Consider the following 15,766-nt stretch of genomic DNA (forward strand, 5'->3'; position numbering starts at 1 on the left):
TGGCCGCGGCCACGCGGGTCGAACGCGAGGATCCGGCGCTGCGGGTCCGCGGCGAGGCTCGCGTACCGGGGGTCCGGGTCGGCCTTCAGGGCCAGGGCGTTGGCCCGGTAGCGGAGTCCGACCGGGGCGCCGTCGAGGTTTCCGACGACGAGCGGATGCCGTGAGGCCAGGGACTCCTGCTCCCGCTCGCTCAACCCCGCGAAGAACCGGCCCACTTCGGCGGGCGTGTCCCGCGCCGGATCGGGCAGCTCCCGCCCCAGTACGTGATCCGACCGCCAGGCGGCGGTGCCGGGAGGCGGCCCCGTGAGTGCCTGCTGGGTGTTCCCCGACGCCCAGCCGGCGGTCCCTGACACGACGGTGGTCGCCAGGGCGACCGCGACCAAGGTCCTCGCATAGCGGCGCATCCGACCCTCCCTCTCCGGCTGAACCGSCTCCCGCACGCCGTCCGGCGCGTTGGAGAGGAAAGTAGGAAGAGGGTGGGTGCGGGAGCGTCACACCACGGGGCCAACTGCGGGGTGATACCCGGGTAGGGGGTGTACGGGGCTCTGCCGGGGTCGTCCGGCGGTCGCTTCGTCCTCAATCGCCGGACGGGCTTGAAAGCGTGCCCTCATTTGCCGGGTGGGCTCCAAAGTGCCGGGAGGGGCTCAAGGGACGGCCGGTTCACACGTGTCCTCAAGCGCCGGACGGGCCCGTTCCGCCCGGCACCACCAGCCCGGCCTCGTACGCGAAGATCACCGCCTGGGCGCGGTCGCGCAGGTCCAGCTTGGCCAGCACCCGCCCGATGTGGGTCTTCACGGTCTGCTCCGCAAGCACCAGATGCCCCGCGATCTCCTGGTTCGACAGCCCCCGCGCGATCAGCTCCAGCACCTCCGTCTCACGCGGGGTCAGCCCGTTCAGCCGCAGCGCGGGGCCGCTGCGGGAGGCCCCGGACGGCCGCTGCCGGGCGAAGTCCGCGATCAGGCGCCGCGTCACGGACGGTGCCAGCAGCGCATCGCCGGCCGCCACCACCCGGACCGCCGAGATCAGGTCCGCCGGCGGGGCGTCCTTCAGGAGGAACCCGGACGCGCCGGCGCGCAGCGCCTCGTACACGTAGTCGTCCACGTCGAACGTGGTGAGCATCAGCACCTTCGGCACATGCACCACGCCCACCGGCGGGTTCAGCAGCTCACGGGCCGCCGCCAGGCCGTCCATCTCGGGCATCCGGACATCCATCAGGACCACGTCCGGATGCGTGTGGCGGCTGACGTCGACGCCCTGGCGCCCGTCCGGCGCCTCACCGACCACGTCGATGTCCGCCTGCGCCGCCAGCAGCGCCGCGAATCCCGCCCGCACCATGGCCTGGTCGTCGACGATGATCACACGGATGGTCACGAGTCCTCCGGGGTCGGGGGCGGAGTCGGGGCGGTAGAGGAAGAAGGAGCCGACGCCGGTGGCAGCGGGAGCCGTGCGGCCACCCGGAAGCCGCCGTCCGGCAGCGGACCGGTGTCCAGCGTCCCGCCGGTCAACCGTACGCGTTCACGCATGCCGACCAGCCCGTGTCCCGTCCCCGTCGTCTCCACCGGAGTACGCGGAGCGAGCGACGAACCCGTCTGCGGCGGCGGGTCGTTGACGACCAGCACCGTCAGATGCGCGCCGTCGGAGCTGACCGACACCCGGGTGCGGGCACCCGGCGCGTGCCGGACCACGTTGGCCAGTGCTTCCTGCACGATCCGGTACGCGGACAGATCCACCGCCGGCGGGACATCCTCCAGCCCGGCGGGCAGCGACAGTTCGGCGGGCAGCCCGGCCCGTACCGTCGCCTCCACCAGCTGCTGCACCCGGTCGAGCCCGGGCTGGGGCGCCCGCTCGCCCTCCGTACCCTCGCTGCGCAGCACCACCAGCAGCCGCCGCATCTCCGTGAGGGACTCCCGTGCACTCGCGGCGATCGCGCCGAACTCGTCGCGCGCCTCGTCGGACAGCCCCTGCAGCCGGTACGGGGCGGAGTCGGCCTGGACCGTGATTACCGACATGTGGTGCGCGACCACGTCGTGCAGCTCGCGGGCGATCCTGGTCCGTTCCTCCAGCAGCGTCCGCTGCGCCCGCTCGGCTTCGCTGATCGTCTCCTGCTCGGCGAGCCGGCGCTGGGCGTCACCCCGCTCCCGTACCGTCGCGCCGACCACCAGAACCACGCCACCGAGGATGAACGTCAGGAGCGAGTTGTCGGTGCCGCGGTGGGGGGAGGCCAGGAACAGGCCGAGCCCGGCCGCGCCCGTCGCCAGCCAGACGGCGACCAGCGTCCGCCGCCGCTCGCGCAGGCCCAGCGCCAGGAGCAGGAAGAGGTAGCCGACGAGGCCGGGCGGTGTCCACGGCCAGGCGTGGTCCTGCCCGGCGTCCACCCCGAGCAGCGCGACCGCGCCCAGGATCTGGGCCGGGAAGCTGATCCACCAGGCTTGCAGCGGGCGGTGCGCGAGCATCAGCAGCGGCGCGGCCTGCGCGACGGCGAGCCCTGCCGCGATGCCGCCGTTCAGCCCGTACTGGTTGGTCAGGACGTTGATCGTGACCGGGATGAAGATCGCGCCGAGTGCCAGGACGGCGACGTACGGCAGCAGGCGCTTCCATCGCCTCGTGGCGTCGGCCAGCAGCGGTGTCGGGGGATGGGAGGGGTGGGACACCGCGTGGGCGGTCTCGCGCAGATTGCGGCGGGCGGCGCTCAGCAGCCCGTCCGCCGGCGGGTGCGGGGGAGCGGGCGGCGGCGATGACGGCGGCGGGGAGGAAGTGGGCATGGCCTGATCAGGGTAGGCAGCGAAGCCACCCGTCGGCGTCATACCGGGGTTCCGATCCGCCGCCGCCGTTCTCGTACGGGGGTATGACCCACCGGTACGCGCTACAGCTCGGCGAGCAGCTGAGCCTTCTTCGCGCTGAACTCGTCATCCGTCACCAGACCCGCCTGGTGCAGGTCGCCGAGATGGCGGATCCGCTCCGCGATGTCCGCCGGGTCCCGGTGGCCCGCACTCGTCAACGCGGCCGCGGGCGGTGTGGGCTGCCTCCGGCGGAGGGATTCCAGGACGGCCGCGGCGAAGGGCAGCGACTCGTGCACCGGGCCGTAGCCCAGGCCGAAGATCACCGCGGCCGGGTCCTGATCGGCCCGGGTCGGACGCGCCGCCATCGGCTGCGTGCTCGGCGCGGCGCTCGTCAGCAGGCTCGCCCCGGGCGCGGCCGGTGGTCCGGTGGGCGGATCCATGGGCGTCAGACCGCGCGGTACGAGCCGCAGATAGCCCTCGAAGGCCTCGGGCGAACGCCACTCGACGCCGCTCAGTTCCGTGACCGGGAACGTCTGGTCGCCCGCCTTCCACTTCTCCGACGAGGCACCCGTCCAGAACCACCGGAACGAGATCCGGTCGCCGTCGAAGCTGGCCCTGCCGTCGTACGCCTTGAAGCGCATCGGCGCCTCGGGGGCCGCGACCAGGAACCGGTCGGCGGGTTCGGCCGCATCGGGGCCCAGCCGCGCGCGCAGCTCGTCCGCGTAGTACTCGGCGAGCGTCTCCCGTTCGGCGGGGAGCACCAGGCGGTACGGATCGCAGCCGTCCTTCAGCTGCCCGGCCGCCGCCTCCAGCAGTGGATCGGCACCGGGTCTCGGGACCGCACGCAGCACCACCGTGCCCCGCTTGCCCGGGGTGAGCGTCACCGACGACAGCGCCGCGTGCGGGACGCGGCGCTCACGGAGGCTCTGGAAGAGCCTCGGCGTGCGGATACCCCGTTCGAAGCGGATGAGCACGGAGTCGGTGTCGAACTCCCAGGTGGCATGAATTCCGGCCAGCACATCACCCATGTGCCTCATCGTATGCGGCACTTGCCCGCTCGTCCCCCCTCGGAGGCCCTCGCAATTCGTGGCCGGTCGCGGATCTCTACGCGCGTCAGAGCCGTATCCACGGTTCTTTGTGCGCGTCAGACCGTCGCGTGGCCGGAAATCTGTTCGTGGCAGCCGCTGTCGGACCGGGCACAGGTCACGGAGGTGTAGGCGCCCGCGCCGATCGCGGCGAAGTTGCCGAGGCTCTCGGTTCCCGGCTCGAAATAGCCGCTGTGACCGACCGCGTCGCCCGCCGACGCGATCCGCGCGCCGAAGTCCGGATCGACCGGGTCGGCCCCGTGACCCAGGCCCCCGAACTCCAGGTTCGGCACGTCCTCGATCCAGTCGTCGTGGTCCCGCATCGCCCAGACATTGGCCCGGGTGTGCAGCTGACCGGCGTTGTCGACGCGCATGCCGGGGCTACCCGCGACCGCGATGTCCGTCACCCGGCCGGGCAGTTCGTCCGCGGCCACGCCGCACAGGACGGAGCCGTAGCTGTGGCAGAACAGCGAGACGGGAGCGGATCCCGGAAGCGACTTCACGAGCGCGTCGAGCCGGACGGCCCCGCGCTCGGCGAGGTTGCCCAGGGCCGCGTCCATGCCGATGCCGGCCGGTGCGGTGTAGTCGGCCCAGGCGATCACCGCGGTCCGCACGCCCGGATGCCCGGAGTGCTCGGCCGCGTACAGGGACTTGGCCATGCCGACGGGGGCGGCGTTCGTCTTGTCCCCGGTGCGCTCCAGCGTCAGCAGGTTCGTGTCGACGCCGGGCACGACCACCGAGACCCGCTCGGCCCGGTCCAGATCGCCGAACACCTCGGCGGCGTGGCCCCGGCCCGACGGGTCGAACGCGAGGAAGTGACGGCCCTCGGCGAGCATCGACCGGAAGCGGTCCACCCGGTGCTGCGCGTCGGCGCGGCCGTCGGGGGAGAGCCTGGAGTCGTGCACCCGGGTCTGCTCGGCCGTGCGCGCCTGTTCCAGCGCCAGCCGGTTCGCCTGGTAGCGCAGGGTGACCGGGGCGCCGTTCAGGTTCCCCACCACCAGGGGGTACTTGCGGGCCAGACCGGCCTGCTGCGCGTCCGTGAGAGCGGCGAAGAAGTGCGCCAGCTTGTACGGAGGCGCATCCGCCGCGGGGAGCGCGCGCCCCGCTATCGACCCCTTGGCCCAGGAAGCGAGTGCGACGGTGCGTGGCGCGTCGGAGTGCTGATGACGCACGGCGGTCCAACCGGTGGTCGCCAGCATCACGAACACGACCGCGATGGCGAGAAGAGCGCGCCAGGCGGTGAGCGTGGGGGAGGAGTCGAAGGAAGTCACTTCGCCACACATTAGGAGACGCGCGTAAGGAGTCGTTAAGCGGGTGACACACATCACCTGGGCGGGGGGAATGAAACCCCGTTTTCCTCACGCTGTGTTCGGCCTTGCGCGACGCTGCGATGCGCCGGGTGCCGCCGGAGCGCCCCATCGGGGCGCCGCGGCCCGCGTGTTGTGAGGTCGGTCATGTCCGGTGACTGAGGCGTGCGGCACACGGGCCCGGTTGTTGCGGCACACCTGCTCAGTCGAGGTGCGCCGTTCCGGCGGGACGCGCACGCCAGTCTCCGGCCAGGGCCGGTCCCAACTGGTCCAGGTAGGTCTCGGTCAGCGCCCGCAGCGAGTCCATGCTGCCGTCGCAGCCCCGTCCCCACAGCTGCCCGGTCACCCGCATCACCCCGGAGAACGCCGCGACGGCCACGCGCGGCCGCGGGTCCCGCGCCATGTCCAGGCCCTCGCGCTCGGCGATCAGTGCGGCGATCTGCTCCTCCAGGGCGACGCTGCGCCGCATGTGCGCGGCGAGCAGGGAGGGTGTCGATTCGATCATCTGATAGGTCCGCATGTGGAGTTCGACCGGGACGATGGCCTCAATGGCCTCTCCGATACTGTTCCAGGCGCACAGGACGGCGCGGCGCATGGCCTCGAAAGGGGTTTCGGGGGCGGGACGTTGACGCAGTTCCAGGATGAAGCGCGACTCCACCATGTCCTGGACGGCGAAGACGACCGACTCCTTGCCCGCGAAGTAGCGGAAGAAGGTGCGCTGGGAGACCTCGACCGCGTCGACGATCTCGTCGACGGTGGTCTCCTCGTAACCCTGAGTGGTGAACAGGCCGAGGGCGGCACGGAGCAGGGCGTCCCGGGTGCGTCGCTTCTTGCGTTCGCGCAGCCCGGCCGGCCGGCGTGCGGCTTGCTGCCCGTCGATCACTGAAGTGGTCCTCTTTTCCCTGCTTTGTCCAGCTCAGCCTACCTGCGGGCTACGTGTGAGCTACGTGACAGTTACCGACTTGTGAATTGGTTTGTCAACTGTCAGCGACTGACACTAATCTCCGCGTATGACTAGTCAGACCACCGTCGAAAAGGCGTCGCAGGAACCCCGGGACCCTCTCGGCCCCGCACCGGTCAAGGGGCTGCGCGGCCACCCCTGGCTGACGCTCTTCTCCGTGGCCATCGGCGTGATGATGGTCGCGCTCGACGGCACGATCGTCGCGATCGCCAACCCCGCGATCCAGCAGGACCTCGGCGCCTCGCTCGCCGACGTCCAGTGGATCACCAACGGCTACATGCTCGCCCTGGCCGTCTCCCTGATCACCGCGGGCAAGCTCGGTGACCGGTTCGGCCACCGTCAGACCTTCCTGATAGGCATCGCCGGCTTCGCCGCGGCGTCGGCGGCCATCGGGTTCTCCAGCAGTGTGGCCCTGGTGATCGTGTTCCGGGTGCTCCAGGGGCTCTTCGGAGCCCTGTTGATGCCGGCCGCGCTCGGCCTGCTGCGCGCCACCTTCCCGGCCGAGAAGCTGAACATGGCGATCGGCATCTGGGGCATGGTGATCGGCGCCTCGACCGCGGGCGGTCCGATCCTGGGCGGCGTGCTCGTCGAGCACGTCAGCTGGCAGTCCGTCTTCTTCATCAACGTGCCGGTCGGTGTGATCGCCCTCGTCATGGGCGTGCTGATCCTCAAGGACCACCGCGCCGAGAACGCGCCGCGCTCCTTCGACATCGCGGGCATCGTGCTGCTGTCTGCGGCGATGTTCTGCCTGATCTGGGCGCTCATCAAGGGCGCGGAGTGGGGCTGGGGTGACACCAGCACGGTCGGCTTCCTGGTGGCCGCCGTCGCCCTGTTCGTCGCGTTCGCCCTCGTCCAGCAGCGCGTCAAGGAACCGCTGATCCCGCTGGCGATGTTCCGCTCCGTACCGCTGTCCGCGGGCACGGTCCTGATGGTGCTGATGGCGTTCGGCTTCATGGGCGGCCTGTTCTTCGTCACCTTCTACCTCCAGAACGTGCACGGTCTGAGCCCGGTGGACAGCGGTCTGCACCTGCTGCCGCTGACCGGGATGATGATCGTCGCCTCGCCGCTCGCGGGCGCCATGATCACCAAGTTCGGCCCGCGGGTCCCGCTCGTCGGCGGCATGGTGAGCACCGCGGTAGCCATGTTCGGTATGTCCCAGCTGACCGTCGACACCAGCACCCTGACCATGTCGATCTGGTTCGCCCTGCTCGGTCTCGGCCTCGCGCCGGTCATGGTCGGCGCCACCGAGGTCATCGTGGGCAACGCCCCGATGGAGCTCTCCGGTGTCGCCGGTGGACTGCAGCAGGCCGCCATGCAGGTGGGCGGCAGCCTCGGTACGGCGGTGCTGGGCGCGATCATGGCAGCCGGCGTCGACTCCAAGCTGCCTGACAACTGGAAGGAGGCGCAGCTTCCGCCGCTGTCGCCCGAGCAGCTCGACCAGGCGTCCTCCGCGATCAAGGTCGGCATGCCGCCGGTCGCCGAGGGAACGCCGCCGGAGGTCGCCGGCAAGATCGTGAACGTCGCCCACGACACCTTCGTCTCGGGCATGAGCACGGCGTTCATGGTCGCCGGCATCGTCGCGGTCATCGCCGCACTGGTCGCCACCCTGACCAAGCGCGGCGAGAACGCCGAGGCGGGCGCGGGCGTCGGTCACATCTGACCGGTCCCCGTGGGCGCCTCACGGCGTCAACACAGCGCGTCCAACAGCCCCGCCGGAACGTTCCGGCGGGGCTGTCGCCTATCAGGGTGGTCCCGGCCCCAGGCCCCTTCCCGTACCACTGCCGCGCAGCTCAGGGTGGGCGTGGAAGATCCACATCAGCACGGGGGTTGATTCATATGCGTACGACCGTTGTCGCGGCCGCTCTGGCCGCCACCGCCCTGATCCCACAGGCCCCGGTCCAGGCCCTGTCCGGCCGGCTCGGGGACTGCCGGGCCGGCCAGCTCTGCCTCTGGTCCAAGCCCGACTTCACCGGCACCCGGCAGGTCCACGAGCTGTCCACCATCGACATCGAGAGCTGCGTACCGCTGAAACCGGGTGCCACCGTCCAGTCGCTGGCCAACCGCACCGGGAGGCCCGTCACCACCTACCAGTCGGCGGAGTGCGAGGAGACCGGCGAGTTCGAGACCTACCCGGGCGGCGGCACCTGGACCCCGCGCACCCCGTATCAGGTACGGGCCTTCAAGATCTGGGAGAACTGACCCGCGCGCCACCCGCACACAGCGACGCGGGGCGGCCGGACCCCATCAGGTCCCGCCGCCCCGCGTCGTGCGTCAGCGTCCCTACGCGTTCACACGTTTACGCGTCGCCGCCGGCCGCACCGGGGTCGGCCGCGGTCACGTCCAGGAGGTCGTAACGGTCGACCGCGGTCTTCAGCGCCGAACGGTCGACCTTGCCCTCCTTCGCGAGCTCCGTGAGTACCGCCAGGACGATCGACTGCGCGTCGATGTGGAAGAACCGGCGAGCGGCCCCGCGCGTGTCCGCGAAGCCGAACCCGTCCGCACCCAGCGACTGGTACGCACCGGGCACCCAGCGCGCGATCTGGTCCGGCACCGACCGCATCCAGTCCGAGACCGCCACGAACGGCCCCTGCGCACCCGAGAGCTTGCGCGTCACGTACGGAACGCGCTGCTCCTCCTCCGGGTGCAGCAGGTTGTACCGCTCCACGTCCACGGCCTCGCGCCGCAGCTCGTTCCAGGAGGTCGCCGACCAGACGTCCGCCTTCACGTTCCACTCGTCGGCGAGGATGCGCTGCGCCTCGACCGCCCACGGGACCGCCACACCGGACGCCATGATCTGGGCCGGGATCTCGCCCTTCTCGCCGCTGCTGTAGCGGTAGACGCCCGCGAGGATGCCCTCCACGTCCACGTCCGCGGGCTCGGCCGGGTGCTGGATCGGCTCGTTGTAGACGGTGAGGTAGTAGAAGACGTCCTCGTTCTCGTCGGGCGTCCCGCCGTACATCCGGCGCAGACCGTCCTTGACGATGTGCGCGATCTCGAACCCGAACGCCGGGTCGTACGCGACACAGCCCGGGTTCGTGGAGGCGAGCAGCTGCGAGTGGCCGTCCGCGTGCTGGAGCCCCTCGCCGGTCAGCGTCGTACGCCCGGCGGTCGCGCCCAGCACGAAGCCGCGCGCGAGCTGGTCGGCCATCTGCCAGAACTGGTCACCGGTGCGCTGGAAACCGAACATCGAGTAGAAGACGTACACCGGGATCAGCGGCTCGCCGTGCGTGGCGTACGCCGAACCAGCGGCGATCAGGGAGGCCGTGCAGCCCGCCTCGGAGATGCCGTCATGGAGCATCTGCCCGGTCGGCGACTCCTTGTACGCGAGCAGCAGATCGCGGTCCACCGACTCGTACTGCTGGCCGAGCGGGTTGTAGATCTTCGCGCTCGGGAAGAACGCGTCCATGCCGAAGGTGCGGTACTCGTCCGGTGCGATCAGCACGAAACGCTTGCCGATCTCCTTGTCCCGCATGAGTTCCTTCAGGATGCGGACGAACGCCATGGTCGTGGCGATCGACTGCTGACCCGAACCCTTCTTCGCGGTCGCGTACACCTTGTCCTCGGGCAGGGCCAGAGGCTTCGCCCGCACCACACGCGTCGGGACGTAACCGCCCAGACCCTTGCGGCGGTCGTGCATGTACTGGATCTCCTCCGAGCCACGGCCCGGGTGGTAGTACGGCGGGTTGCCGTCCTCCAGATCCTTGTCCGCGATCGGGATGTGCAGCCGGTCCCGGAACCGCTTGAGGTCCTCGGCCGTGAGCTTCTTCATCTGGTGGGTCGCGTTGCGGCCCTCGAAGTTGGGCCCCAGCGTCCAGCCCTTGACCGTCTGCGCCAGGATCACGGTGGGCTGACCCTTGTGGGCCTTGGCCGCCGCGTACGCCGCGTAGACCTTCTTGTGGTCGTGCCCGCCACGCCCGAGGTGCAGGATCTGCTGGTCGGTCATGTCCTTGACCATGTCGCGCAGCCGCGGGTCGTCACCGAAGAAGTGCTCACGGATGTACGCACCCGTCTCGGTGGCGTACGTCTGGAACTGGCCGTCCGGCGTCGTGTTCAGCTTGTTGACCAGGATGCCCGTGCGGTCCTGCGCCAGCAGGGGGTCCCAGGAGCGGTCCCAGACCAGCTTGATGACGTTCCATCCGGCACCGCGGAACTGCGACTCCAGCTCCTGGATGACCTTGCCGTTGCCGCGCACCGGCCCGTCGAGGCGCTGCAGGTTGCAGTTGACGACGAAGGTCAGGTTGTCCAGGCCCTCGCGGGCGGCGATGGAGAGCTGGCCGAGCGACTCCGGCTCGTCCATCTCGCCGTCACCGAGATACGCCCACACGTGCGAATCGGAGGTGTCGGCGATGCCGCGCGCCTCCATGTAGCGGTTCATCCGCGCCTGGTAGATCGCACCGAGCGGGCCGAGACCCATCGACACGGTCGGGAACTCCCAGAAGTCCGGCATCAGCCGCGGGTGCGGATAGCTGGACAGCCCGTTCGGCGCCTTCGACTTCTCCTGGCGGAACGCGTCGAGCTGCGCCTCGCTCAGCCGGTCCAACAGGAAGGCGCGGGCGTAGATGCCGGGAGAGGCGTGCCCCTGGAAGAAGATCTGGTCGCCGCCCCGGCCGTCGTCCTTGCCGCGGAAGAAGTGGTTGAAACCGACGTCGTACAGCGAGGCGGAGGACGCGAACGTGGCGATGTGACCGCCCACGCCGATCCCCGGGCGCTGTGCCCGCGACACCATCACGGCCGCGTTCCAGCGGGTCGCGTTGAGAACCTTGCGCTCGATCTCCTCGTCGCCGGGGAAGAACGGCTCGTCCTTCGTGGCGATCGTGTTCACGTAGTCCGTGCTGCGCATCTCCGGCACGGCGACACGCTTCTCTCGCGCGCGCTCGATGAGCCGGAGCATGAGGTAGCGGGCCCGCTCACGGCCTCGCTCGTCGACGGCGGCGTCGAGGGAGTCGAGCCATTCCTGGGTCTCTTCGGGATCGAAATCCGGGACCTGACTCGGAAGGCCGCCAATGATGATCGGGTTGCGATCGGATCCGGAAGCCACGCTGTTCCTTCGCTGTTCGGTGCTGCTCTACGGGGCCTGGTCACGGAGGCGTCCCCCCGCTGTGTCTGCGCGTACGCCATCCCATCGTGTACCGCGAGGGCGCAAACGTCATCTCTACCGAAAGGTAACCGCAGGCGTCGCGCCGACCGTCTTCCGGACGGGTGCACGGGCCGCGCCGGAGCGGGTATACGGCCGGACGGGAGCCATCGGGCAGGATGGGTCGGGCCAAACCGCAACCATACGCCCAAGGGGTCCCAACGTTCCCGAATGCTGTTCGACTCCGTTTGCCGGACCGATACGGCATAAGCTGTTCAAGGACGTAAAGGGTGTGGACGGCAGCGCCGGCTCCCGCAGGGGACCCGCCGACAGTGCGGCGACGTGGCAGGGAACGTCACCGTTTAGGCGGTCTCGTACGCTGGGTACTTGCGCGATCCGCCGCTCCCGTGTGGACTACGGCCAACGCCCCGCGCACGCGCGTGGCTGCAGCATTTTCCGAAACATGATCAGGAGGCAACCCGTGAGCGCGACCGCGGACCACGCGGAGGAGCGGACCAACCCGGCAGCACGCCTGGGGTTCGAGCCCGGACAGGTGGTCCAGGAGATCGGCTACGACGACGACGTCGAGCTGGAGCTCCGTGAGGGCATTGAGGCCACTACCGGCCAGGATCTCGTCGATGAGGAGTACGACGACGTCGCAGACGTCGTCCTGCTCTGGTTCCGCGACGAGGACGGCGACCTTACGGACGCGCTGGTGGATGCCATTGGTCTGCTCGAGGACGGCGGTACGGTCTGGCTGATGACGCCGAAGACCGGCCGTGACGGATACGTCGAGCCGAGCGACATCAACGAGGCTGCCCAGACAGCCGGTCTCGCCCAGACCAAGAGCATCAGTGCGGGCAAGGACTGGACGGGCAGCCGTCTGGTCACGCCGAAGGCGGCCAAGGCCAAGCGCTGAACCGCACTCGCCCCTGAAGGCCCCCGACGGCAGCAAGCCGAGGCTGATCAAACGACAGCATCGGCAGCAAGCCGTCCGGGGCCTTCATACATTCCCCGCACATCCATTCCCCCGCCCGTCCAGTCCTTGCCCGCACTGATGCTCTTGGTCTGGGCGAGACCGGCTGTCTGGGCAGCCTCGTTGATGTCGCTCGGCTCGACGTATCCGTCACGGCCGGTCTTCGGCGTCATCAGCCAGACCGTACCGCCGTCCTCGAGCAGCCCGCACATCCACTCTCCCCGCACGCTCCCCGCTCTCCCCCTCCCCGCACGTCCGCAGGAAGCTTTCTTGGGTGCCGCACGGCCGCCCGGCGGCTCTGCGTAGGGTGGGAGCCACCCGGACAGCCCAGCCCGGTGACGTAGCGAAGGGACGCGTTTTCATGGCGATCGAGGTCGGCACCAAGGCCCCGGATTTCGAGCTGAAGGACAACCACGGCCGGACCGTGAAGCTCTCCGACTTCCGCGGCGAGAAGAACGTGGTGCTGCTGTTCTACCCGTTCGCCTTCACCGGCGTGTGCACGGGCGAGCTCTGCGCTCTCCGCGACGAGCTGCCCACCTTCGAGAACGACGACACGCAGCTGATCGCCGTCTCCAACGACTCCATCCACACGCTGCGCGTCTTCGCCGAGCAGGAGGGCCTCGAGTACCCGCTCGTCTCTGACTTCTGGCCGCACGGCGAGACCTCGCGCGCGTACGGCGTCTTCGACGAGGACAAGGGCTGCGCGGTGCGCGGGACCTTCATCATCGACAAGGAGGGCGTGGTGCGCTGGACGGTCGTCAACGGCCTGCCCGACGCGCGCGACCTCAACGAGTACATCAAGGCGCTCGGCGCCCTCTGATCCGTGATCCGGTGGATCTCGCGGCGACCCCCGGCCAAAAGCCTGTTTTGGCCGGGAACCGGTCACTAGGATCCACTCGTTGATCGGATGCCAACACGACGTGGAGGCGCCGGCACCGGCCGGCCCCCAAAGAAACCAATGGGAGGACTCGTGGGAGTCAGCCTCAGCAAGGGCGGCAACGTCTCGCTGACCAAGGCCGCGCCCAACCTGACCGCGGTCATCGTGGGTCTGGGCTGGGACGCTCGTACCACCACCGGCGGAGACTTCGACCTCGACGCCAGCGCCCTGCTGACGAACGCCGAGGGCAAGGTCGGCAACGACGGCAACTTCGTCTTCTTCAACAACCTCAAGAGCCCCGACGGCTCCGTCGAGCACACCGGTGACAACCTCACCGGTGAGGGCGAGGGCGACGACGAGGTCATCAAGGTGAACCTGGCCGGTGTCCCGGCCGACGTCGACAAGGTCGTCTTCCCGGTCTCGATCTACGAGGCCGAGTCCCGCCAGCAGAGCTTCGGCCAGGTGCGCAACGCGTACATCCGCGTGGTCAACCAGGCCGACAACACCGAGCTCGCGCGCTACGACCTCAGCGAGGACGCCTCGACGGAGACCGCCATGGTCTTCGGCGAGCTGTACCGCAACGGTGCGGAGTGGAAGTTCCGCGCCATCGGCCAGGGCTACGCCTCGGGTCTGCGCGGCATCGCGCAGGACTTCGGCGTCAACGTCTAGAGGTATGACAGGCAGTCCGGGGCCGTGGCCCCGGACATGCCTTCGGCATGTCCCGTCCGGCGCCGCACCCTGTGCGGCGCCGGACGCGCTCAACAGACGGATTCACCGGTTCATCAACCGGTTCATCGACTCGGGGAGGACACACCATGGGCGTCACGCTCGCCAAGGGAGGCAATGTCTCCCTCTCCAAGGCCGCACCCAATCTCACCCAGGTGCTCATCGGACTCGGCTGGGACGCACGATCCACGACGGGGGCGGACTTCGACCTCGACGCCAGCGCGCTGCTGTGCCAGTCGGGCCGGGTGCTCGGCGACGAATGGTTCGTGTTCTACAACAACCTCACGAGCCCCGATGGCTCCGTCGAGCACACCGGCGACAACCTCACGGGTGAGGGCGAGGGCGACGACGAGTCGGTCATCGTGAATCTCAACGAGGTGCCGGCCCACTGCGACAAGATCGTTTTTCCGGTCTCCATCCACGAGGCCGACAATCGCGGGCAGACGTTCGGCCAGGTCAGCAATGCGTTCATTCGCGTGGTCAACCAGGCCGACGGTCAGGAACTCGCGCGCTACGACCTCAGTGAGGACGCTTCCACGGAGACCGCGATGATCTTCGGCGAGCTGTACCGCTACAACGGCGAGTGGAAGTTCCGTGCAGTAGGACAGGGGTACGCGTCCGGGCTGCGGGGCATCGCTCTAGACTTCGGGGTCAACGTTTCGTAAAGCCGCGCACGGCGCGGGGGAGCCCCGTGCTCTTCGGGGGAGACCCGTTACATACATGATGGGGTAGCCAGTGGTTCTGAAAACCTTCGGCTGGTCGTTCGCGATTACCGCGATCGGTCTGGTCGCAGCGTGGTTCTACGGGGGGTGGGAAGCCTTCGGAGTGGTGGCGATCCTTTCCGTCCTGGAGATCTCGCTGTCCTTCGACAACGCGGTGATCAACGCCGGAATCCTGAAGAAGATGAGTGCCTTCTGGCAGAAGATCTTCCTCACGGTCGGTGTGCTCATCGCGGTCTTCGGTATGCGGCTGGTGTTCCCCGTCGTGATCGTGGCCGTCACCGCGGGGCTGGGACCGATCGAGGCGATCGATCTCTCCTTCAACGACCCGGACCGGTACAAGGAACTCGTCACCGACGCCCACCCGGCGATCGCCGCGTTCGGTGGCATGTTCCTGCTCATGATCTTCCTTGACTTCATCTTCGAGGACCGTGACATCCAGTGGCTGCGCTGGATCGAGCGCCCGCTCGCCAAGCTCGGCAAGGTCGACATGCTGTCGGTCTGCATCGCGCTGATCGTTCTGCTGATCTCGGCCATGACCTTCGCGACCCAGGCACACCAGCACGGCGGCGGACACGCGGACAAGGCCGAGACGGTCATGCTCGCGGGTATCGCGGGTCTGATCACGTACCTCATCGTCGGCGGTCTCTCCGGCTACTTCGAGAACAAGCTCGAAGAGGAGGAGGAACGCGAGCACGAGGCGGAGGAAGAGGCCAAGCGGTCGGGCAAGAAGGTCTCCGCGATCGCGCTCTCCGGCAAGGCCGCGTTCTTCATGTTCCTCTACCTGGAAGTGCTCGACGCGTCCTTCTCGTTCGACGGTGTCATCGGCGCGTTCGCCATCACCAACGAGATCGTGCTGATGGCTCTGGGTCTCGGTATCGGCGCCATGTACGTCCGTTCGCTCACGGTCTACCTGGTCCGCCAGGGCACCCTGGACGACTACGTCTACCTGGAGCACGGCGCGCACTACGCGATCGGCGCCCTGGCCGTCATCCTGCTCGTCACGATCCAGTACGAGATCAACGAGCTCATCACCGGTTCGGTCGGCGTCATTCTGATCGGCTGGTCCTTCTGGTCCTCGGTCCGGCGCAACAAGGCGATCGAGGCCAACGGAGGCGAAGAAAGTACGGAAGTCTCCGCCGGGGTGTGACCCGGTAGGGAATGAGGAACGCTCTCTGCGGGGCGGCTCGTACGGCAACGGTTCCGGGAACACCCGGATCCGGCCCGGAGCCGCCCCGCAGCGGTGCGTGCGTCGCATGTG

The 15,766-nt window shown here is 69.0% G+C and carries 13 protein-coding genes and 2 pseudogenes; 7 read left to right on the forward strand and 8 right to left on the reverse strand.

Translation table 11 applies throughout. The features are described from left to right. The 6 genes and pseudogenes from EAO72_RS12940 to EAO72_RS12965 all read right to left on the reverse strand — a co-directional run. Positions 1–404, reverse strand: a pseudogene (locus EAO72_RS12940) (alpha/beta hydrolase); the annotation flags it as partial. Between the two features lie 268 nt (positions 405–672). Beyond that, positions 673–1,371: a response regulator gene (locus EAO72_RS12945; protein ID WP_148017449.1), complete on the reverse strand. Its 699-nt coding sequence runs from the start codon at positions 1,369–1,371 to the stop codon at positions 673–675. Beyond that, positions 1,368–2,762 (reverse strand): sensor histidine kinase, encoded by a 1,395-nt coding sequence (locus tag EAO72_RS12950; RefSeq protein WP_261991452.1) that lies wholly within the window; start codon positions 2,760–2,762, stop codon positions 1,368–1,370. The genes EAO72_RS12945 and EAO72_RS12950 overlap by 4 nt, the downstream gene beginning before the upstream one ends. Positions 2,763–2,863: 101 nt before the next feature. After that, positions 2,864–3,808 carry a DUF4429 domain-containing protein gene (locus EAO72_RS12955; RefSeq protein ID WP_148017451.1) on the reverse strand — a complete coding sequence of 315 codons (945 nt, stop codon included), beginning with the start codon at positions 3,806–3,808 and terminating at the stop codon, positions 2,864–2,866. 116 nt (positions 3,809–3,924) lie between these two features. After that, positions 3,925–5,136 carry an alpha/beta hydrolase gene (locus EAO72_RS12960; RefSeq protein ID WP_148017452.1) on the reverse strand — a complete coding sequence of 404 codons (1,212 nt, stop codon included), beginning with the start codon at positions 5,134–5,136 and terminating at the stop codon, positions 3,925–3,927. Between the two features lie 238 nt (positions 5,137–5,374). After that, complete coding sequence (locus EAO72_RS12965) at positions 5,375–6,055, reverse strand: TetR family transcriptional regulator (protein ID WP_148017453.1); 681 nt, start codon at positions 6,053–6,055, stop codon at positions 5,375–5,377. Between the two features lie 127 nt (positions 6,056–6,182). Here EAO72_RS12965 and EAO72_RS12970 point away from each other — a divergent pair, with 127 nt between their 5' ends. Both EAO72_RS12970 and EAO72_RS12975 read left to right on the forward strand, forming a co-directional pair. Further along, positions 6,183–7,793 (forward strand): MFS transporter, encoded by a 1,611-nt coding sequence (locus EAO72_RS12970; RefSeq protein WP_148017454.1) that lies wholly within the window; start codon positions 6,183–6,185, stop codon positions 7,791–7,793. Between the two features lie 176 nt (positions 7,794–7,969). Further along, positions 7,970–8,332 carry a peptidase inhibitor family I36 protein gene (locus EAO72_RS12975; RefSeq protein WP_148017455.1) on the forward strand — a complete coding sequence of 121 codons (363 nt, stop codon included), beginning with the start codon at positions 7,970–7,972 and terminating at the stop codon, positions 8,330–8,332. Between the two features lie 97 nt (positions 8,333–8,429). On the opposite strand, the gene aceE is transcribed toward EAO72_RS12975, so the two are convergent. Further along, positions 8,430–11,171 carry a pyruvate dehydrogenase (acetyl-transferring), homodimeric type gene (gene aceE / locus EAO72_RS12980; RefSeq protein ID WP_148017456.1) on the reverse strand — a complete coding sequence of 914 codons (2,742 nt, stop codon included), beginning with the start codon at positions 11,169–11,171 and terminating at the stop codon, positions 8,430–8,432. A gap of 517 nt (positions 11,172–11,688) precedes the next feature. On the opposite strand from aceE, the gene EAO72_RS12985 reads away from it, so the two are divergent. Beyond that, a complete protein-coding gene (locus EAO72_RS12985) occupies positions 11,689–12,126 on the forward strand; it encodes a DUF3052 domain-containing protein (protein WP_148017457.1) in 438 nt (145 codons plus the stop codon). Positions 12,127–12,173: 47 nt separating this feature from the next. Here the strand turns inward: EAO72_RS12985 and EAO72_RS12990 are convergent. Then, a pseudogene (locus EAO72_RS12990) lies at positions 12,174–12,389 on the reverse strand (DUF3052 family protein); the annotation flags it as partial. Between the two features lie 155 nt (positions 12,390–12,544). On the opposite strand from EAO72_RS12990, the gene EAO72_RS12995 reads away from it, so the two are divergent. The 4 genes from EAO72_RS12995 (at position 12,545) to EAO72_RS13010 (ending at position 15,655) form a co-directional block, all read left to right on the forward strand. Then, the gene (locus tag EAO72_RS12995; protein WP_148017458.1) at positions 12,545–13,003 is read left to right on the forward strand and encodes a peroxiredoxin; all 459 of its coding nucleotides are present in this window, start codon (positions 12,545–12,547) and stop codon (positions 13,001–13,003) included. Positions 13,004–13,153: 150 nt separating this feature from the next. Next, positions 13,154–13,729, forward strand: coding sequence for a TerD family protein (locus EAO72_RS13000; protein WP_136325064.1), 576 nt, complete (start codon positions 13,154–13,156; stop codon positions 13,727–13,729). 146 nt (positions 13,730–13,875) lie between these two features. Next, the gene (locus tag EAO72_RS13005) at positions 13,876–14,451 is read left to right on the forward strand and encodes a TerD family protein (protein WP_148017459.1); all 576 of its coding nucleotides are present in this window, start codon (positions 13,876–13,878) and stop codon (positions 14,449–14,451) included. 70 nt (positions 14,452–14,521) lie between these two features. Continuing rightward, a complete protein-coding gene (locus EAO72_RS13010; protein ID WP_148017460.1) occupies positions 14,522–15,655 on the forward strand; it encodes a DUF475 domain-containing protein in 1,134 nt (377 codons plus the stop codon). Positions 15,656–15,766 lie beyond the last annotated feature (111 nt).

This window comes from Streptomyces sp. OR43, from assembly GCF_008042275.1.
Lineage (GTDB): Bacteria > Actinomycetota > Actinomycetes > Streptomycetales > Streptomycetaceae > Streptomyces.